At 63.5% G+C, this 19,244-nt stretch carries 18 protein-coding genes and 1 pseudogene; 9 read left to right on the plus strand and 10 right to left on the minus strand.

All coding sequences use genetic code 11. The annotated features are described in order from the left end of the window. The first annotated feature begins 562 nt into the window (after positions 1–562). Both X265_RS33625 and X265_RS33630 read left to right on the plus strand, forming a co-directional pair. A complete protein-coding gene (locus tag X265_RS33625; protein WP_128968723.1) occupies positions 563–1,282 on the plus strand; it encodes a transglutaminase-like cysteine peptidase in 720 nt (239 codons plus the stop codon). Positions 1,283–1,365: 83 nt separating this feature from the next. Then, complete coding sequence (locus tag X265_RS33630) at positions 1,366–2,481, plus strand: lysozyme inhibitor LprI family protein (protein ID WP_128968724.1); 1,116 nt, start codon at positions 1,366–1,368, stop codon at positions 2,479–2,481. Between the two features lie 177 nt (positions 2,482–2,658). Here the strand turns inward: X265_RS33630 and X265_RS33635 are convergent, their stop codons facing one another. The 6 genes from X265_RS33635 to X265_RS33660 all read right to left on the minus strand — a co-directional run bounded on the left by X265_RS33635 (position 2,659) and on the right by X265_RS33660 (position 9,417). Next, on the minus strand, positions 2,659–3,858 hold the full coding sequence (locus X265_RS33635) for an ABC transporter substrate-binding protein (protein WP_164938919.1): 1,200 nt from the start codon (positions 3,856–3,858) through the stop codon (positions 2,659–2,661). Positions 3,859–3,941: 83 nt separating this feature from the next. Beyond that, positions 3,942–5,780 (minus strand): AMP-dependent synthetase/ligase, encoded by a 1,839-nt coding sequence (locus tag X265_RS33640; protein ID WP_128968726.1) that lies wholly within the window; start codon positions 5,778–5,780, stop codon positions 3,942–3,944. A gap of 57 nt (positions 5,781–5,837) precedes the next feature. Next, a complete protein-coding gene (locus X265_RS33645; RefSeq protein ID WP_128968727.1) occupies positions 5,838–6,626 on the minus strand; it encodes an ABC transporter ATP-binding protein in 789 nt (262 codons plus the stop codon). Between the two features lie 4 nt (positions 6,627–6,630). Beyond that, positions 6,631–7,389 (minus strand): ABC transporter ATP-binding protein, encoded by a 759-nt coding sequence (locus tag X265_RS33650; protein ID WP_128968728.1) that lies wholly within the window; start codon positions 7,387–7,389, stop codon positions 6,631–6,633. Beyond that, positions 7,386–8,537, minus strand: a complete 1,152-nt coding sequence (locus X265_RS33655) for a branched-chain amino acid ABC transporter permease (RefSeq protein ID WP_128968729.1) — start codon at positions 8,535–8,537, stop codon at positions 7,386–7,388. The genes X265_RS33650 and X265_RS33655 overlap by 4 nt, the downstream gene beginning before the upstream one ends. A gap of 4 nt (positions 8,538–8,541) precedes the next feature. Beyond that, positions 8,542–9,417, minus strand: a complete 876-nt coding sequence (locus tag X265_RS33660) for a branched-chain amino acid ABC transporter permease (RefSeq protein WP_128968730.1) — start codon at positions 9,415–9,417, stop codon at positions 8,542–8,544. A 272-nt stretch (positions 9,418–9,689) separates the two neighbouring features. Here X265_RS33660 and X265_RS33665 point away from each other — a divergent pair, with 272 nt between their 5' ends. From X265_RS33665 to X265_RS33680, 4 genes are all read left to right on the plus strand, one after another. Next, entirely contained in the window at positions 9,690–10,439 is a 750-nt protein-coding gene (locus tag X265_RS33665; RefSeq protein WP_164939073.1) for an ABC transporter ATP-binding protein, read from the plus strand. Then, on the plus strand, positions 10,436–11,962 hold the full coding sequence (locus X265_RS33670) for a permease (protein WP_128968732.1): 1,527 nt from the start codon (positions 10,436–10,438) through the stop codon (positions 11,960–11,962). Before X265_RS33665 ends, X265_RS33670 begins: the two co-directional genes overlap by 4 nt. Positions 11,963–12,057: 95 nt before the next feature. Beyond that, entirely contained in the window at positions 12,058–12,873 is an 816-nt protein-coding gene (locus tag X265_RS33675; RefSeq protein ID WP_128968733.1) for an MBL fold metallo-hydrolase, read from the plus strand. Between the two features lie 64 nt (positions 12,874–12,937). Next, on the plus strand, positions 12,938–13,459 hold the full coding sequence (locus X265_RS33680) for a hypothetical protein (RefSeq protein ID WP_128968734.1): 522 nt from the start codon (positions 12,938–12,940) through the stop codon (positions 13,457–13,459). Between the two features lie 106 nt (positions 13,460–13,565). On the opposite strand, the gene X265_RS33685 is transcribed toward X265_RS33680, so the two are convergent. Next, positions 13,566–14,021 carry a cupin domain-containing protein gene (locus X265_RS33685; protein ID WP_128968735.1) on the minus strand — a complete coding sequence of 152 codons (456 nt, stop codon included), beginning with the start codon at positions 14,019–14,021 and terminating at the stop codon, positions 13,566–13,568. Between the two features lie 237 nt (positions 14,022–14,258). On the opposite strand from X265_RS33685, the gene X265_RS33690 reads away from it, so the two are divergent. Then, positions 14,259–14,813 (plus strand): hypothetical protein, encoded by a 555-nt coding sequence (locus X265_RS33690; protein WP_128968736.1) that lies wholly within the window; start codon positions 14,259–14,261, stop codon positions 14,811–14,813. Positions 14,814–14,850: 37 nt separating this feature from the next. Here the strand turns inward: X265_RS33690 and X265_RS33695 are convergent, their stop codons facing one another. Continuing rightward, positions 14,851–16,107 (minus strand): aminopeptidase, encoded by a 1,257-nt coding sequence (locus X265_RS33695; RefSeq protein WP_128968737.1) that lies wholly within the window; start codon positions 16,105–16,107, stop codon positions 14,851–14,853. Positions 16,108–16,465: 358 nt separating this feature from the next. Here X265_RS33695 and X265_RS33700 point away from each other — a divergent pair, with 358 nt between their 5' ends. After that, entirely contained in the window at positions 16,466–16,873 is a 408-nt protein-coding gene (locus X265_RS33700; protein WP_128968738.1) for a BA14K family protein, read from the plus strand. Between the two features lie 122 nt (positions 16,874–16,995). Here the strand turns inward: X265_RS33700 and X265_RS33705 are convergent, their stop codons facing one another. Together X265_RS33705 and mddA are read right to left on the minus strand one after the other, a co-directional pair. Next, complete coding sequence (locus X265_RS33705) at positions 16,996–17,418, minus strand: GFA family protein (protein ID WP_128968739.1); 423 nt, start codon at positions 17,416–17,418, stop codon at positions 16,996–16,998. A gap of 97 nt (positions 17,419–17,515) precedes the next feature. Then, on the minus strand, positions 17,516–18,304 hold the full coding sequence (mddA, locus tag X265_RS33710; RefSeq protein WP_128968740.1) for a methanethiol S-methyltransferase: 789 nt from the start codon (positions 18,302–18,304) through the stop codon (positions 17,516–17,518). Positions 18,305–18,435: 131 nt separating this feature from the next. Here mddA and X265_RS33715 point away from each other — a divergent pair. After that, positions 18,436–19,200, plus strand: a pseudogene (locus tag X265_RS33715) (winged helix-turn-helix domain-containing protein); the annotation flags it as partial. Positions 19,201–19,244: the final 44 nt, after the last annotated feature.

Raw genomic sequence — 19,244 nt, forward strand, 5'->3', positions numbered from 1 at the left:
TATCATTACCAAGTCCTTAGCGAAACCATCCATTGCTTGTGTGATTTCGCGTGACTTGGCAGGGAGCGACTATGCTTACGGCGACATCGGTGGAGAGCCTGAAGTAATCGCCCGACCTATTGGAAGTATAGCTTGGCTTATCCGGGCACATTTTCCGAACCCCCGAGTATTCTGATTTATAAATTCGACAACGGATACCTAGCTCGTCTTTTGCCCGTAGTCCCCCGCGGCATACTGGGACAAATACGGAGCTAAATCTGTGAGCCAACTAACAGAAACCGTGAAATAGCGGGTCGTTAGCCATAAGGCCCGGAATCGACCGCCCCACAACTTGTACCTGCAACTGGTCCCGTTTCGCGGCAGCGGGCCCCTTTCCTAGCCCCCGATTCGTAAAGTTTTACGCAATTCGTGCAGACCGGCTTCAGCCTGCTCCGCAGTTTTGGCACCCCGTCCGCCGCGCGTTAAACCGAACAATACGGCCCGTCTCGCACTATCTCCGCGAAAGCAACAAGCCGGCACGTCGAGGTCGAGGGACCAAAGCGAAGCCGGAAGGGGATGTCAGATGGAGACCGCCGCTCACCGGCGCGCCTGGCGCGTCATCATTGCTGTCTGCGGATTGATGCTGCTGGGCTCAGCCGCCGACCTTCGTGCCGGCACATTGCTCTCGCCGGGCGCAGGCATGCTCGTGCGCAAATCCGCCGAGCCGTTCGGCGTGTTCGCCTTCGCCATCTCCGACGGCAGCCTGCGGCAGAAATGGTTCGCGCTGAAGCAGAAGTTCGACGACGACATGGTGCAGCTTGCGCTGTGCGACGGCGATCGCGACCATTGCGCCTCGCCCGCAGCGCTGAAGCTGCTCGCCATCGTCGACCAGGCTAGGGCCCGCGACGGTCGCGCCCGGCTCGGCGAGACCAATCGCGCCATCAATCTCGCCATCCGCGCCGCCAATGACGGCACTGACGACGTCTGGAGCTCGCCGCTCGCGACCTTCGCGCGCGGCGCCGGCGACTGCGAGGACTATGCCATCGCCAAGCTCGCCGCACTGCGGCTTGCCGGCGTCGCGGTGGAAGACCTCCGCATCGTCGTGGTACGCGACGTCAGGGCCGGCGAAGCGCATGCGGTCGCCGCCGCAAGGCTCGACGGCAGCTGGCTGATGCTGGACAACCGCCGCATGGCCATGGTCGAGGACGAGAACGCGCGGACCTACCAGCCGCTGTTCGTGCTCTACCAGGCGGCGGTGCTGAAATATGTCGGCGAGCCCGTGCAGTTGTCCGACGCCCGCTAATCTCGCTTGTAGCCCATCACAAACCCGTTTCGCGGCTCGATCCAGGACGCTAGCATGGCGTCCTTGATGCGGGGGCGGCTGGAATGCGGTTGATCGTTGCGATTGTGCTCGCATTGCTGGCCTGGCCGGCGGCGTCTGGCTTCGCGCAATCCGCTCCCTCCATCGCGGACAAGCTGCCGCTGTTTTCCAGGAATAACTGTCAGCAGATCCGTGACCCCGGCAATCAATTGTTCTGCGGTGACGCGGAGCTGTCCGCGGCCGCCGAGAAGCTGGGCACGGCGATCGAGGCGCGGCTCGCCCGCCTGCCCGATCGCCTGCCCGCGATCGAGGAGAATGCGGTCTGGAATCGCCAGCGCAATCTCGGCTGCGGCATCGTCGGCCAGACCGCGGTTCGCACCGAGGATTTCGAGCGGGTGAAGGCGTGCCTGCTCAAGGTAACCGAGGATCGCGCGACGATCGTGCGCGATCCAGATTTCGACTGTCTTGCCGCCAACACCGCGGCCGGCGCGCTGATCTGCGCGGACCCGGCGCTGGCGCTGACCGAGACCGAGCTCAACAGCCAGGTGCTCGGCCTGATCGGGAAGCTGGACCCGACTGCGGCACGCTTCGCCTTCGCCGAATACGGCCGCTGGACGCGCGAGCGTGATCGCAAGTGCAATCTGGTCGGCAAGGAGAACGTGCCGCTCGAGGAGCTCGGCTCCGCGGAAGATTGTCTCGCCGATTCCCTCAAGCGCAAGGCCGACGAGATCGCGGCCGCCAAAGGCGATCCGAAGAAGGTGTTCGGCCGGCAGGTCGCGGCCCGGAAGCCCGACACCGACGCGGTCGATTTCTGCGCGGCGCGCATCCACGCCGCCAATTCGTGCGGCAATTTCCTCCGCATCAATCGCGTCTACGCCCTCGACAGCCAGGTCACTGATCAGGAGGCGCAGGTCACCGGCGAGATCGAGATGGTGGTGCTGGCGCCGTTCACCACCTGCAGCAAGGTCGCCTCGGCCTGCACCGGCACCTGCTGGGACGCGGCTACCGGCCGTCCGCAACCGGGCGCCGCCAATAAGGAGCGCGCCGCAGCCGCCTTCAACGTCACGCGCCGCCTGCGGATACAGCGGACCTTTGCCTTCGTCAAAGCTGGCGACGGTTGGCGTTGCCGCGAAGACGAACTGGCGCCGGTCAATTCGGGGACGGCGAGCGGGGGATCGTAGTTCTTTCTTCCTTCTCGCCTTGTGGGAGAAGGTGGCGCGAAGCGCCGGATGAGGGGTTCTTTCCGCTCGCCCCACTGCTCGTAAGGATGGAGACCCCTCACCCGGCTTCGCTTTCAGCGAAGCCACCCTCTCCCGCAAGGGGAGAGGGTGCACGGCTTGTGCGGCGACAACGCCGCATCAAAACATCAGATTGTCCTTCACCAGAACCCAGCGGCCGGCCTTGACCTGCTGCACCTGGGTGATGGTGTTGGCGAGGTGGTCGGTCTTGGAGAACTTGGTCGGCGGTGAGTTGAAAATGTCGAGGAACTTTTCGCCCGACTCCAGTGAATCGAGCATCTTCTGCCCGGTCAGATCCTTGCCCGCCTTGTCCGCGTAGAACGCGAACGTCATCACCGCGTTGTAGCCGATGATCGCCTGCGTGTTGGCATCGGTGCCGAACATCTTCTTGTAGTTGATCAGCCAGTCGTGGACCTTGCCCTTGGCAGTGTCCTCATAGGGAATCTCGAAACCGCTCGCCGCGTAGAGCCCTTCGACCGCATCCTTGCCCAGCGTCGGCACCTCCAGCACGTTGGTCGGCGTCGCGCCGAGGAAGGTGACGTCCCAGCCGAGCTTCTTCGCCTCGGTCATCGCGCCGATGGTCTCGCGGATCACGGTGCCGAGCACGACGAGATCGCAGCCGTCGGACTTCATCTTGGCGACCTGCGCGCTGAAATCGGAGGCGCCGCGCTTGTAGCTCGTCACCGAAGCCGCCGGGATCTTCATCGCGGTCAGCTGCTGATTGAAGCCGTCGAGCACGTTCTTTCCGTACTCGTCGTCCTGATGCATGATGCAGGGCTTTTTGAAGTTCTTCCACTCCATCATGTATTTCAAGGCCGCCCGCGTGCTCTCGACATAGGGCAGCAGATTGTTGAACTTCAGCCGCTCCTGCGGCTTGGCCGGATCGAACTTGAAGGTGAACTCGGCGGCCGTCAGCGGAAACAGCTGAAGCACGCCGGCATCGAACAGGATGTCCTGCGCGGCGAGCACCGTGGGCGAGCCCATCGGGCCGATCATCGCGAAGATCTTGTCGCGCTCGACCATCTTCTGCGAGGCCAGCACCGCCTTCTTCGGATCGTAGCCATTGTCCTCCAGGATCATCTTGAGCTTGCGGCCCTGGATGCCGCCGGCCGCGTTGATCTCCTCGACCGCCATCTTCATGCCGTTGGACACAGGCACGCCCCAGACCTTGATCGGGCCCGAGAGATCCTGATGGGTGCCGATGACGATCTCGTTCGCCGAGATGCCTTCATTGGTGACCTTGGTTTGCGCCGCAGCCGGCAGACAGGTGAGCGCCACCGCACCCACAGCAAGGCCGAACGCTTTCAACGATTTCGACATTGACGTCTCCTCTCCTTGGGGCCCGTTCGATGCGAAGGGCGGGGCCATCACCGCTTCGCTGTTTCGTTCCTGCGCGTGCACGCTTACGCCACTGCGCGCTGGCGATACATCGCGTCGATTTCGGCGGCATAGCGCTTGTTCACGAAATTGCGCTTCAACTTCATGGTCGGCGTCAGCTCTTCGTCCTCCGGCGTGAGCTGGCGTTCGATCAGGTAGAATTTCTTGACGGTCTCGACGCGGGCGAAGTTCGCGTTGACGGCTTCGATTTCGCGCCAGATCAGATCCTGGATCTCGCTGGCCCGGCACAGGCTGGCATAATTGGTGAAGGGGATGTCGTGGTCCTGGGCGAACTTCTCGACATTCTCCTGGTCGATCATGACGAGGCAGGTGAGATACGGCCGCTTGTCGCCGATCACCACGGCGTCCGAGATGTAGGGCGAGAATTTGAGCTGGTTCTCGATTTCCGATGGCGTGATGTTTTTGCCGCCCGAGGTGATGATGATGTCCTTCATCCGGTCGGTGACGCGGACAAACCCCTCGTTGTCGATGAGGCCGACATCGCCGGTATGCAGCCAACCCCTGGCATCGATGGTCTCCGCCGTCTTCTCCGGCTGGTTCAAATAGCCCATGAACAGGAAGTCGCCCTTGATCAGGATCTCGCCGTCGGGCGAGAGCGCGACCTCGCCCCAGGGCACCGCGGTGCCGACCGAGCCGAGCTTGATGCGCTCGCCCGGCATCATGGTCGCGACCCCGCAATTCTCGGTCTGGCCGTAGACCTCGTGCATGTCGATGCCGAGCGCGAGGTACCAGCGGATCAGGTCCGGCGCGATCGGCGCCGCACCCGTGAAGGCAATGCGGCAACGATCGAGCCCGATCATGCGGCGGATATTGCGGAACGCGACCCGGTAGGCGATGGCGTTGGCGATACGCAGGCCTAGCGGCGGTGTCCTGCCCTCGAGGCGGCAATCGACCATGCGATAACCGATTTTGATGGCCCGGCGGTAGACCCATTGCTGCAGCGGCGTCGCATCCTTCAGCGCAATGGTGATCGCGGAGTAGAATTTCTCCCAGATCCGCGGCACCGCGAGGAACACCGTCGGCTGCACCTCGCGCAGATTGTCCGGCACGGTCTCCGGGCTCTCGGCAAAGTTCATCACCGAGCCGAGCGCGACCGAGATGTAATAGCCGCCGACCCGCTCGGCGACGTGACAGAGCGGCAGGAAGATCAGCCGGTCCTCGTCCTCCCGCGCGGGGATGAAATCGTTGGCGTGGCGCATCTGGTGCGTGACGCTGCGGTTGGCGTGCATCGCGCCCTTGGGCGGGCCCGTCGTACCTGACGTGTAGACGAGCACGGCGAGATCATCAGCACCGCGGCTGTCGATCATCTCCTGCCACAGCGCCTCGCGGCCGACCATATGGTTGCGGCCAAGCGCGCGAAACTCCTCGAACGACATCACCATGTCGTCGGAGAAGCCGCTGAGGCCCTCCATGTCGAATACCACGATCCGTTGCAGGCTGGGACAGCGGATACGGCAGGCAAGGATCTTGTCGAGCTGCTCCTCATCCTCGGCGAAGATCACCCGCGTGGTGGAATCATTGACGAGGTATTCGACCTGCGCCGATGAATCCGTCGGATAGATGCCCGAGGAGACACCGCCGGCGCAGAGGATGCCCATGTCGGCGTAGATCCATTCGGGGACGGCGTTGGCGATGATGGAGGCGACGTCGCCGGGCATAAAGCCGATGGCGCGAAGTCCGTAGGCGATTTCCTTCGAGATCTGCAGCCATTCGCGCCAGCTCGTCGGCTGCCAGATGCCGAATTTCTTCTCGCGGATCGCGGGCCGGTCGCCGCGCACCTCTGCCGCGCGCAGAAAGCTCCTTGCGATCGTATCAGCGACCGTCAGCACCGCCGGTCGGGCCATGCACGTCTCCTCTTGCCGCCGTTAAGCTTTCATCGCCGAGTCTTCACCGTAGAACCTTCATCTCCAGGTCTTCTTCTTTTTCCATCGCCGCTCACCTCGCGCGCCGGCTTCCTTGGCGCCAAGGTAGAACTCCTGAATGTCCTGCGAATGCATCAAGCGGTCGCAGCTGTCGTTCATCACGACGCGACCGATCTCCAGCACATAGCCGTAATGCGCCGTCTCCAGCGCCACGCGCGCGTTCTGCTCGACCAGCAGGATCGACATGCCCTGCTCCTCGTTGACGCGGCGGATGATGGTGAAGATCTCCTTCACCAGGATCGGCGACAGGCCGAGCGAGGGCTCATCCAGCAGCAGCAGCGTCGGCCGGTTCATCAGCGCGCGTCCGATCGCCAGCATCTGCTGCTCGCCGCCGGAGAGCTGGCCGGCCGGCTGGTTGACGCGCTCCTTCAGGCGCGGGAAATAGCCGTAGACCCGCTCCAGATCCTCCGACACGCCGTCCCGGTCCTTGCGCGGATAGGCGCCCATCATCAGGTTCTCGCGCACCGAGAGAAACGGAAACACTTCGCGTCCTTCTGGCACATGACTGAGGCCGAGGCGGACGATGCGGTCCGCCTCCATGCGCTGGATCGGCTTGCCCATGAACTCGATCGATCCTTTCTGCGGATCGAGAATGCCCGAGATGGTCTTCAGCACCGTGGTCTTGCCGGCGCCGTTGGCGCCCAGCAGCGTCACAATGCGGCCGCGCGGCACTTCCAGCGAGATGCCGCGGATCGCCATGATCGGCCCGTAATAGCTCTCGATGTTGGAGAGCCTCAAGATGATGTCCGGGGTCACGGTCGCATCCATCGCGTCAGGCTCCCAGATAGGCGGCGACGACGTCCGGGTGCTGCTGCACCTCGGACGGCGAGCCCATCGCCAGCACGCGGCCGTAATTCAGTGCGATCACGCGGTCCGAGACGCGGTTGACCAGCGACATGTCGTGCTCGACCATCAGCACGGTGACCCCGAGCTCGCTCTTCATGTCGCGGATCCAGAACGACATGTCATCGGTCTCCTCGACATTGAGACCGGACGATGGCTCGTCGAGCAGGATCAGTTTCGGCTCGGAGCAAAGCGCGCGCGCGAGCTCGATCACCTTGCGCACGCCGTAGGGAAGGCCCGAGATCAGCTTGTCACGATAGGGCTCGAGGTCGAGGAATTCGATCACCTGCTCGACCCGGCGGCGATGCAGCTTCTCGTTGGCGCGCACGCTCGGCAGGAACAGCAGCTCCTGCCAGAGCTGCGTGGTGGAGTGCCGGTGGCGCCCGACCAGCAGATTCGACAGCACCGTGGCGTTCTCGAATAGCTCGATGTTCTGGAACGTGCGGGCGATGCCGAGCCTGGCGATGTCATAAGGCGGCTGTTCGGTGATGTCCTGGTCCTCGAAGAAGATGCGGCCCGAGGTCGGCCGGTAGATCCGCGAGATCAGATTGAAGATCGAGCTCTTGCCCGCGCCGTTCGGCCCGATGATCGACAGGATCTCGCCCCTCTCGACCGCGAACGACACCGCATCGACGGCCTTGAGGCCCCCGAAATGCAGCGACAGGTTCTCGGCGCGGAAATAGCTCATCGGTTCCGCTCCGACTTCACGTAGATCTTCTGCCGCTTGAAGGTCGCGCGCTTGTAGAGCGGGAATAGCTGGAAGAAGAGCTTGATCTTGAGCCAGCGGCCGTAGAGGCCGAGCGGCTCGAACAGCACGAACAGCATGATGATGACGCCGTAGATCGCGCCCTTGAGACCGTTGAGCGAGGCGAACGCCGCGACCTTCGACTGGATGTTGCCTGCGGTCGCCGTGCCTGCGCCAAAGGCCGCGGCGATGCCGCCGATGATTCCGGGCATGTCGTCCTTGAGGTAAGTCAGGAACGGATCGATCATCACGATGAAGATCGCGCCCAGCACCGCGCCGTGCAGGCTGAAGGTGCCGCCGATCAGGATCACGATGATGAATTCGATCGAGAGCTGGAGCGTGAACATCTCCGGCGAGATGAAGGAGAGCTTGTGCGCGAACAGCACGCCGGCAAAGCCGGTGATCGCCGCCGAGATCGCGAAGGACTTGACCTTGTACAGCGCGACGTTGACGCCCATGCTGCGCGCCGCGGTCTCGCTGTCGCGGATCGCGACGAAGGCACGCCCGGTCGGCGAGCGCAACAAGTTGAGCGTGCCGACGATGGTCAGCACCAGCACCGCAAGGCAGAGGAAATAGAAGGTCGGACTGTCGCGCGAGACTGTCACGCCGAGCAGCGACAGCGCCTTGACCCGCAGCCCCTCATTTCCGTTGGTGACGCTTTCCCAGCGCGCCAGGATCTCCTCGACGATGAAGGCGAAGGAGATGGTGGCGATGACGAGATAGATGCCCTGAAGCCGCAGCGCGGGAAAGCCGACCAGCGCGCCGATGCAGCCGGTCAGGACGCCCGCGGCAAGGAAATAGACCGGGAACGGCACATTGTATTTTTGCAGGTAAGCGGCCGTGTAGGCGCCGATCGCCAGGAACGCGGCGTGCCCGAGCGAGGCCTGGCCGGTAAAGCCGGTCAGGATCAGCAGCGCCACGCCGACGGTGGCGTAGATGCAGACGAAGACGAGCTGGCTCATCAGATAGCTGGAGAGCACGTAAGGCGCGATCAGCAGCACCGCGAACAGCAGGCCGTAGGAAACGACGTAGCCCGAATGCGGGAACAACCTGATGTCGTCTTCATAGTCGGTCTTGAACAGGAAGCGCATGCGTTCAGACCTTCTTGCGGGCGTGAAGGCCGAACAGGCCTTCGGGCTTGAGCAGCAGCACGGCGAGCAGCACGATGTAGGGCGCGACGTCCTTCCAGCCCTCCGGCAGATAGAACCCGGCCATGCTCTCGATCACACCGATCAGCACGCCGCCGACGACCGCGCCGGGAATCGAGCCGAAGCCGCCGAGCACCGCGGCCGGAAACGCCTTCAGCCCGAGCACGAGACCGACATTGGAATGAATGAAGGTGATCGGCGCCAGCAGCACGCCGGCGCAGGTCGCGACCGCCGCGCTGATCGCCCAGACGATCGACACCACGCGCTTGACCGGGATGCCCATGTAATAAGCCGCGAGCATGTTCTCGGAGCTGGCACGCATCGCGGTGCCGAGCGTGGTCTTGTTGAAGAACAGCCAGAGCAGCGTGCACAGGATCATCGTCGCCGCGATCACCGAGAGCTTGTCATAGGCCAGCACCAGAGAGCCGATCCGCAAGACGCCCTGGCTGAACGGCGTGTCGATCTTGAAATCGTCGGTGCCCCAGATCATGCCGGCGACCGAACGGAGGAAATAGCCGAGGCCAATGGTGGCCATGATGATGGAGAATTGCGGATAGCCGAGAATCGGCCGCACCACGATCCGCTCCGCCAGCATGCCGAACAGCGCCATCGCCGCCACCGCACCGGCAAAGCCGACCCAGTAGTTCAGGCCCATCATGCCGATGAAGGTGAAGGCGAAGAAGCCGCCCAGCATCATCAGATCGCCCTGGGCGAAATTGACGACCTCGGTGGCCTTGTAGACGAGCACGAAGCCGAGTGCGATCAGGCCGTAAACACAGCCGAGCGCAACACCGCTGACCAGCTGCTGAACGAAATCCAGCATCGCCGCGTCCTCCCGATGCAACCTGCGGTTCTTACGACCGCATCGCCGCATCTTGTGTCCAGCCGCTACGCAGTCGTCTCGCTGCGTGAGCGCTATTTGTCCCGGCGCCAATTCAGCCTGAACCGCAAAGCGCTGTCAACAAACGGTGACTTCTGGAGTGTCCTGCCTTTAGTCCAACATGGAGACCGGAATTTGCGGCCGCGCGATTCACGGGGTCGAAACATCTTCAGGTCATGGTCGCGACCGATGCAAAACCTGTTAGTGTGGCCGTCATGAAGCCGGACAGCTCGGCGCTCGAACTCCGAGGGTTAACGAAGCGTTTTGACCGTTTGGCGGTCGATAGCCTCGATCTCACCGTTCGTGCCGGCGAATTCTACGCGCTGGTCGGCCCCAATGGGGCCGGCAAGACCACCACTTTGCGCATGGTTGCCGGCCTGCTCAGGCCCGACGACGGCGCGGTCTCGATCTTCGGGATCGACGCGCTCGCCAATCCCGTCGCGGCCAAGCAGGTGATGGCGTGGGTCTCCGACGAACCCATGATCTATGACAAGCTCACCCCGCTCGAATATCTCGAATTCGTCGCCGGCCTCTGGGGCATCGCACCCTCGGTCTCGAAACCGGTCGCCGAGGAGCTCCTGAACTCGCTCGGGCTCGAACCGCACCGGCACGAGCGCTGCGAGGGCTTTTCCAAGGGCATGCGCCAGAAAGTCGCTCTCGCCGGCGCGCTGGTGCACGACCCCCGCCTCATCATCCTCGACGAACCGCTGACAGGGCTCGACGCCGTTTCGGCCCGCCATGTGAAGGGACTGCTCGGCGACCGCGTCCGCGCCGGCTCCACCGTCATCATGACGACGCATATCCTCGAGGTCGCCGAGCGGATGGCCGACCGCATCGGCGTGATCGCGGTGGGACGTCTCGTTGCCGAGGGCACACTCACGGAGCTGCGTCAGCAGAACGGCCACGCCGACACCAGCCTGGAAGATCTCTTCATCGCTTTGGTGACGCTGCAGGACGCGGCATGAGCTCGGCGACCGCGCTCTCCTGGTTTGCCCGTCACGAACTCAGGCTCGCCTGGCGCGAATGGTTCGCCATGATGACGGGCGGCCGGCGCCGGCGTGCCCGCGCCGCGGTGGTCGGGCTGATATTCTTCGCCGCGCTACTGCACGTGCCGGCCTGGGCCGTGATCGGCCGCTTCGCCGATCTGCAGCTGCCGCTCGACAAATCCTCGCTGATCGTGATCTCGGCGACCATCCTGCTGGCCTGGACCTTGATGCTATCGCAGGCGATCGAATCGGTGACGCGGGTGTTTTATGCCCGCGCCGATCTCGACCTGATCATGTCTTCGCCGGCGACGCTGGCGAATCTGTTCTCGGTGCGCATCGCCGCGATCGCGCTCAGCGTCACGCTGATGGCACTGCTGTTCTCGACGCCCTTCATCGACGTGCTGGTGATCGGCGGCGGGCCGCGCTGGCTCAGCGCCTTCGGCGTCGTCATTGCGATGGGACTGTCGGCCGCGGCGGTCGCGATTGCCGTCACCATCCTGCTGTTTCGCCTGATCGGCCCGGCGCGGACGCGTTTCGTCGCCCAGATCCTGGCCGCGGTCATCGGCGCCGGCTTCGTAATCGCGCTGCAGGTGGCGGCGATCATCTCCTATGGCACGCTGTCGCGCTTCACCATCCTCACCTCCGGCACCCTGGCCGCCCACGCGCCAGAGGTCGACAGCATCTGGTGGTGGCCGGCGCGGGCGACCATGGGCGACAGCGCGGCGCTGCTGCTTCTGCTGGCGCTCGGGCTGGTGCTGCTCGGATGCGTGATGGCGATCTTCTCGGGCCGCTTCGCCGACACCGCGATCGACGCAGCCGCCTATGGCACATCCAGCCGCAAGCGCGCGAGGGAGCGTGCGTTCCGCGGCGGTTCGCGGCAGCAGGCGCTGCGGCGCAAGGAATTCGTGCTGCTCTGGCGCGATCCCTGGCTGATCTCGCAAACCCTGATGCAGCTGCTCTATCTGGTCCCGCCCACGCTGCTGCTGTGGCGCAGCTTTGGCGACAGCTCCGTGGCGCTGACGCTGATCACACCTGTGATCGTGATGGCCGCGGGTCAGCTCGCCGGCGGGCTGGCCTGGTTGACGATCTCGGGCGAGGACGCACCCGATCTGGTCGCGACCGCGCCGCTGACATCGTCCAGCGTGACCCGCGCCAAGATCGAGGTGGTGCTGATCGCGATCACCGCCATCTTCAGCCCACTGGTTGCGGCGCTGGTTTTCGCCTCGCTGTTCCAGGCTGTCATCAAGGCCGTCATGATCATCGTCGGCGCGGCTTCCGCCACCGCGATCCAGCTCTGGTTCCGCGTCCAGGCCCGACGCAGTCAATTCCGCCGCCGCCAGACCTCGTCGCGCCTTGCCACCTTCGCCGAAGCGTTCTCCTCGATCGGCTGGGCCGCCACCGCCGCGCTGCTGCTCACGCTGCCGACCGCCGGCATCGTCAGCGGCCTGATCACCGCTGGCCTGCTGGCGATGACGTGGAAGTTCAGCCCGAGGCGGGAGTAGCAAGGGTGCGACAGTGACGCGCTATTGATCGCGTCCTGTTGGCGACACGGTGGGTAGCACGCTAGACTTTCCCTGAAGTCATCGGGGATGGATCTATGCGGCAATTCATTTCGGCGGCATTTGCGCTGTTGAGCGCATGTCTCTCACCAGCGTTCGCCCAGCAGCCGCCTCAGCGTAGCGAATGTCTGGCGATGGCGAACGCCGCGCCCCGCGTCATGCCGGTCTCCTTCCGGCAAGCGGCCGCAGCGGCCGAGGTCGAGATCACCTATGCCGGCCATTCCACCTATTTCATCGACACGCCCGGCGGGGTCCGCATCGCGACCGATTACAGCGGCGCCTACCAGGTTGGCCGGCTGCCCGATGTCGTCACCATGAACCGCGCCCACAGCACTCATTATTCTCTTAATCCCGACAAGCGCATCCCGCACGTGCTGCACGGCTGGGGCGAGGACGGCAAACCGGCTGTGGTGTCGGAGCGGGTCGGCGACACCTTCATCCGCAACGTCACGACCGACATCCGCCGCTATTTCGGTGACGATTCCGGCGCGGACATGATCCGCGACGGCAATTCAATCTTCATCTTCGAGGTCGCGGGTCTCTGCATCGGCCATCTCGGCCATTTGCACCACAAGCTCGACGACAGCCACTTCGCCCAGATCGGTCGGCTCGACATCGTGATGGTGCCAATCGACGGCACCTACACCATGTCGCTCGACGGCATCTCGGAGATCACCAAGCGCCTACGCGCCTCCGTGGTGCTGCCGATGCACCGCTTCGCCACCCCGCTCGACGAGTTCATGCACCGTATCGGCCAGCAATTCGAGATCGACCGCCGTACCGAGCGCTCCTTGCGGATGTCGCGGGATACGCTGCCGATGACGCCGACCGTGATCATCCTCGACGGGGTCTGACGCAATTTTCTCCAAGTCGGTCGTCGGCCGACTGTGCTGATCTCCGTGGCAACGGGAGATCGACATGACCGAATTTGCAAGATGGCTGCACGCGAACGGACCCCATCCCGAGCACGCGGCGGCGCTTCGGCTTTACGGCCGCTTCGTCGGCGATTGGGATGCCGAAATCACCGCCCACGGCGCTGATGGAACGAAGCACATCGCGCCGGGCGAAATCCATTTCGGCTGGGTGCTGGAGGGCCGCGCCGTCCAGGACGTCTGGATCATTCCGCGCCCTGCGGGCAGCCCCGCCTTTCCCGTCGCCGGCAATTGGTACGGCACGACACTGCGCGTCTACGATCCATCCATCTCGGCGTGGCGGATTTCATGGTTCGATCCGGGACGCTGCGTATTCCGCCAGCAAATCGGTCGTCCGCACGGCGAGGACATCGTACAGGAGGGCACGACCGACGGAGGCGATCTCACGCGCTGGAGCTTTACGGAAATCGCCGACGATGCCTTTCACTGGCTCGGCGAGGTCAAGCCTGCCACGGCAAGCGATTGGCGGCTGGCGGTGGATGTCAGGGCGATGCGGCGCACAAGCTGACGAGATCGCCAGGAAGCGACCGCCAGGCACAATTTGAAAAAGGGGCCGGGATGTTGATCCCGCCCCCTCTTCCGTCGTGGCCGCTGGGAAGCGTCCTTGAATGGAGTTAGCCGGCACCCATGAGGGTCGCGGGACGGCGCTCGCCGGGCGAGACGAACATCCGCTTCAACTTGTTGACGACGCGGACCATGAAGCCGATCACGGCCGGATTGGTCTTGCGGCAGAAGGCGATCTTCTTGACGTGGCCTTCGACATGCCATTTGGCGTGCGCGCCGTCGCGGAAGAAGACGACGTCGCCGACGCCATAGCGCTTCGGCGGCAGCCCGTCGCTTTCGAGTACGATCGATCCTTCCAGGATCATGATCGTCTCGTCGAAATCATAGTACCAGTTGAAGCGGCCTTCGGTGCAGGACCAGATGATGGTCGAGGCGGTGCCGTCAGAGCTGGTCGAAAGGATGTGCGAACGCGAGACCGGATTGCCCTCGATGATCCAGGCCGGCTCGATCGGCCGCAGCTCCAGATCCACGTTGCAACTACCAATTTCAATCAACGAGCGCGACATCTGCTTCCCCAGGGGATACAATATATATGGCCGGGTCTCGCCCCGGATTGTTTCGAAAGATGTCGGAACGCTAGTAGCCGGCTTTTAATTCTTTCTTACGCAGGCCCCAACAATCAGCCGCAAGTTGCAGATGCGAAGCGGTTAACGTGGAGATTTCCCCTGCAAATTCGCGCACATGAACCCTTCTTTTCCCGGGTGCGACAAAGTGCGCGAAAGCGACCATAAGGAGCCCGATCGATGCCCCTGACCCCAGAGCTGCTGACAGCCGACAGCGAGGTCGTAGCCTGGCTCGGCCGCCTCGAGGTCTCGTTCGCGCCGGACGAGGAGCCCTGGTTCACGATCGATGGCGTCGAAAGTCCCCGGCAAATCGGCATCGACGGCTCGGGCGGCGCCTTCGTGCTGCTGCCGTCGCAAAAAGTGCTGTACGTCTCGTCGGAGGGGCGCGCAGGCATTATGGCCGAAAGTTTCGAGGCGTTTGTCCAACTCGTCGTCGCCCGCCCCTATTGGCTCGACATCCTCAAATTCTCCGCCGGCGGCGACCTCGCGGAGATGCGGCGGGCGGCAGGTGCGCTTGAGGCGACACGCGAGGACGAGGACGACGTCAACGCGGCGCGAGAGGGAATCCGCGAACGCCTCGGCCTCCCCGAGGCAGACGACCCGATCGGTGGGCTCTACGAGGCGGTCGCGGCTTCCGACGCCATCGTGCGCGCCACCGACGGCAGCCCTTTCACCACATTGTTCAACCGCTTCAGCATCGACAACAACCCGATGCTGCGCAACGCGGCCGCGTGAGATGTGACCTCTCCCCACCGGGGAGAGGTGAAGGACGCTACTTCGCCCACTCGCCCTTGCGGAACACCGGCACCTTGCTGCCGTCGGCCAGGATGCCGTCGATGTCGGTCTCGGCCGAGCCGATCATCCAGTCGATATGGATCAGGCTCTGGTTGCCGCCTTGCGCGGCGATCTGCTGCGGCGTGAGCTGCGCGCCGTTGACGAAGCACTTCGAGTAGCACTGGCCGAGCGCGATGTGCGAGGCTGCGTTCTCGTCGAACAGCGTGTTGTAGAACAACAGCCCGCTCTGCGAGATCGGCGAGGAATGCGGCACCAGCGCCACCTCGCCGAGCCGGCGCGCGCCCTCGTCGGTGTCGAGCACCTTGTTCAGCACCTCGGCGCCGCGCGAGGCCTTGGCGTCGACGATCCTGCCGTCCTCGAAGCGCACCGCGATGTTGTCGATCAGCGTGCCCTGATAAGACAGCGGCTTCGAGCTCACGACATGGCCGTAGACCCGCCGGCAATGCGGCGTGGTGAAGACCTCTTCGGTGGGGATGTTGGCGTTGCAGCTGATGCCGTTCTTGGCGGACGAGGCGCCACCTTCCCATTCATGACCGTCGGCAAGCCCGATGGTGAGGTCGGTGCCGGGACCCGAATATTGCAGCGCGCGGAAGCGCTGGCCGTTGAGCCAGTTGGTGCGCTCGCGCAGCACGGCATTGTGGCTCGCCCAATTCGAAATCGCATCCTCGCGGTCGACGCGGGACGCCGCGAAGATTGCATCCGCCAGCTTGCCGATGGCGACGTCTTCCGAATCGTTCGGGAAGACCTGCTTGGCCCAGGACGGGCTCGGATAGGCGATGATGTTCCAGTTGGTGTCGAAATTGACGATCTTCTCCAGCGCAGGCTGGTAGGCCATGGAATTGGCCTTGCTGGCGCGCGCCACCTTGGACGGATCCTCGCCCGAGAGCAGCATCGGATTGTCGCCGACGATGGCAAGACGCGCCGTGTTGTCCGAGAACGCCTTCGCCATGCCCTCGTAAAGCCAGTTGGCGGCGCGATCGAAGCTGTTGTCCTGGCCGTAGCGGTAGCGCGCCAGCGTCATCTCCTCGTCGGAGAGGATCGGCGTGACGATGCCCGCGCCGGCCTTGTAGGCGTGCACGGCGATCCGGCGCACCAGCGGCAATGCGATCGCGGGCGCCGTCAGGAGAAGGTCCTGTCCCGGCCGCAAGCCCAGCCCCACCTTCACCGCCACCTCGGCCAGCCGGTCGAGCTTCACGGGATCGATGGACGTGTTGGAATTGCGTTGATCGGTCATGCGAGGCCCTCTGTCGAAATCTCTCATTCAATTTAAGTCTAGCATCACGGGACACAAGTGCGCGAGCGTCTTGCGAACCGTGAAAGATACGCAGTTTCACCCGGTTTGGTTTTCAACGCGTTGCCGATTCCGGTGTCCAGCCAGCGTTGGCGGGCCCGGGACCGAGGTCATTTTTCGGTGAGGACTGTCTTCACAAAGGGCGGTCGGATGGCTTCCGCGTTCGCTCCTCGAACGACGGCGTACAAGGCGCGCGCATGAGGCACCCACCATCCTGTCCAAATTTTAATTCAGTGCACCGCTCCACTACATTATCACTCGTCAGGCGGCGCAAATGCCGCCGCATGACGAGGAGACCACAATGTTGAAATCGTTTCGCCTGGTCGCTGGAGCTTGCCTGCTGGCAGGCCTGTCGGCTGCGACATTGACTTCGGCGTCGGCTGCGCCGATCGGACAGCCGCTCGCGATGGCACAATCGGCGCCCGGCCGGTTCGAGCAGGTGCGCTGGTACGGACATCGCGGCTGGGGCTGGGGCGGCGGCGCCTTCGTCGGCGGACTTGCGGCCGGCGCGATCATCGGCGGCGCGGTTGCGGCGCCCTATTATTATGGCTCGCCTTATTATTATGAACCGGGCTATCCGCCGCCGCCCGCTGCCTACGGACCGCCGCCGGAAGGCGACATCCAATACTGCATGCAGCGCTACCGATCCTACAACCCGAATACGGGCCTGTACCTGGGCAAGGATGGCAGGCGCCATCCTTGCCCATAGCGAGACAAGCCATGCCGACGAATGGCGGCTTGAGCACGTGATCGAGTTCTCTTGAATTTGCATCCACCCTGCTCCCTCACGGGACAGGGTGGATTTGCGTTGGGGCGTCAGCCTCGCGCCCTCTACTCCTGCATCATCTCGCCGCTGCCGCCGAACTCGGCGGGGAAATCCTTCAGCTTGGGCAGGCCGTCCCGTATCGGCAGCACCGTCTCGCTATAATTGACGTGAACGCCGGGTGCGAATTTGAGCGTCGGAATCGTGGCGGTGAAGACGTCGATCATCCCCAGCGGCGGATGATTGGTCATGAGATGACCACCACACTTCTTGCAGAATTGACGCTGGCTGAGCGGTGTCTTGGCATAGGTCCCAATATGCTCCGCACCTTGGGTAACGCGCACCGCCTCGGGCTTCCACAGGCTGAACGCGTTCACGGGGCCGCCTGACCAGGAGCGGCAGGACCGGCAATGGCAATATCCCATCGCCTCGGGTTCCCCCGTGACCTCGAGCGCGACCGCGCCGCAGAAACAACTCCCGACATGTGTCATCGTGATCTCCGTTTATGAGTCTTTTTGAATTGGCCGTTTCCTCTGTGCCTCGGTGCCGCATCCTCCTTTCGATGGACGCGGCGGAGGCGCGCGAATGTTACACCGACTTTCGCCAGGGAATAAGCATCGACACCCGTTGTTTGTACTGCCGGTATTCGTCGCCAAAGAGAGCGACGAGATCGTGCTCCTCCAGCGCGATGCCGACGAAGATGTAGGCCGTGGTCACGGCCGCGAACAGCAGATGGCCTGCGGTCATGGTCGGCGCCGCCCAAAAAGCGATGATGAAGCCGAGATAGATCGGATGACGGACGAATTTATAGAGCAGCGGCGTCTTGAACCGCGGCGGCTCGGCCCGCTTGCCGGCAAGATGGTTGGCGACCTGATGCAATCCGAACAGTTCGAAATGATTGATGATGAAAGTCGAGGTGAACACCAGCAGCCAGCCCGCAAACGACAGCGTGATCAGCGTCACGGCAAGACCCGGATTGGCGACGTCCCATACGAGCGGCGGCAGCGGACGCCACTGCCAGAACAGGAGAAGCAATGACAGGCTCGCGAACAGCACATAGGTCGAACGCTCGATCGGCTTGGGGACGAACTGCGTCCACCACGCCTTGAAGCCCTGGCGCGCCATCACGCTATGTTGAACGGCGAATAGCGTCATCAACAGCAGATCGACGATCAAGGCTTCAGCCGCCGGTGTGTCGGTTCCCATGTCGATGGTCTTCGGCACCACCAGCCCCGTCACGAAGCCGATGGCGTAGAGAATGGTGACGAAAAACACGAGATAGGCGGCAATGCCGTAGAGGAACGCGATGATCTTGAAAGCTTTTGAGCCCGACGCGTCGGGACGCAGGGAATGAATCTGATGATCAATTTGAGTCATAGGCAGCTCCGTTGCGCCGAAGCGTCGGCACCTCATGGGTCGCTGCACCATGCCTGCGCGAATGGCTGAAGACTTTCGCGGACGGTTGATTTTCGCCTGACACGGCTATGATTTTTGCTTGAGACAGAAACGTGCGATTTCTTTTTGAGAACAACGTGCTCGACGGCGATTTGCGCGAGCTGACCTGCGCCGGGACGGCCGTGCCGCTGCAGCCGCAGGTATTCGACCTGCTGCTTTACCTCGTCGCGGAGCGCGGCCGCGTCGTCAGCAAGAATGACCTGATCAGCCAGATCTGGAGCGACCGCATCGTCTCGGATTCGGCGCTGAACAGCCGGATCAATGCCGCGCGCAAGGCGCTCGGCGACGACGGCACGACGCAGCGGCTGATCAGGACGATCCCGCGGAAAGGTTTTCGCTTCGTCGGCGAGGCCCGTGAAGAAGTCGCAAGAAGGCGTGCGCAGGCCGAAGCCGCGCCGAGCTCGGCGCGTGCCGCGACGGACCGTCCAGGCATTGCCGTGCTCGCCTTCGAGAACATGAGCGGCGATCCCGCCCAGGACTATTTCGGCGACGGGATCAGCGAGGACATCCTCACCGCGTTGTCGAAGCAGCGCTGGTTCATCGTGATCGCCCGCAATTCGTCCTTCACTTACAAGGGGCGCGCGGTCCACATCAAGCAGATCGCCGAAGAGCTCGGCGCGCGCTACATCGTCGAGGGCAGCGTGCGCAAGGTTGACAACCGCGTGCGCATCACCGCGCAGCTCAACGACGCCACCACCGGCGGCCACCTCTGGGCCGAGCGCTATGACCGCGAGCTCACCGACGTCTTCGCCGTGCAGGACGAGATCACCGCGCGGATCGTCGCGGCGATCGAGCCGCAGATCCATGCCGCCGAGAACAGGGACCTTGCGCAGCTCCGGGGCTCCGAGCAGGCGCTCGTCAC

This window comes from Bradyrhizobium guangdongense (assembly GCF_004114975.1).
GTDB lineage: Bacteria > Pseudomonadota > Alphaproteobacteria > Rhizobiales > Xanthobacteraceae > Bradyrhizobium > Bradyrhizobium guangdongense.